This is a genomic window from Photorhabdus africana, from assembly GCF_035181445.1.
Taxonomy (GTDB): Bacteria; Pseudomonadota; Gammaproteobacteria; order Enterobacterales; family Enterobacteriaceae; genus Photorhabdus; species Photorhabdus laumondii.
Genome location: NZ_JAXBVE010000289.1, coordinates 1 through 228, shown reverse-complemented (window position 1 = coordinate 228; position 228 = coordinate 1). Strand labels below are relative to the sequence as shown.

Annotated in this window: 1 protein-coding gene; it reads left to right on the top strand. The window is 58.8% G+C overall.

The features are described from left to right. On the top strand, window positions 1-228 hold a 228-nt coding region (locus SLS51_RS23795), incomplete at both ends, for a type VI secretion system Vgr family protein (protein ID WP_323840916.1).

Here is a 228-nt window from a genome sequence, read left to right as displayed (position 1 = left end):
GCACCCGGATAAACGGGGTGAAGGGTTTGAGCTGCGTACTGATGACTGGGGCGCGATCCGGGCCGGGAAAGGGCTGTTTATCAGTGCGGATAAACAGGCCAACGCGGGGGGAGACGCGTTGGCAATGTCGGCGGCAATCAGTCAGTTACAGCAGGCGCAGGCGTTAACCGAAGCATTACGGGGTGCGGCAGAAACCGCCAAAGCTGAATTAGCGGATTTGCAGCAACA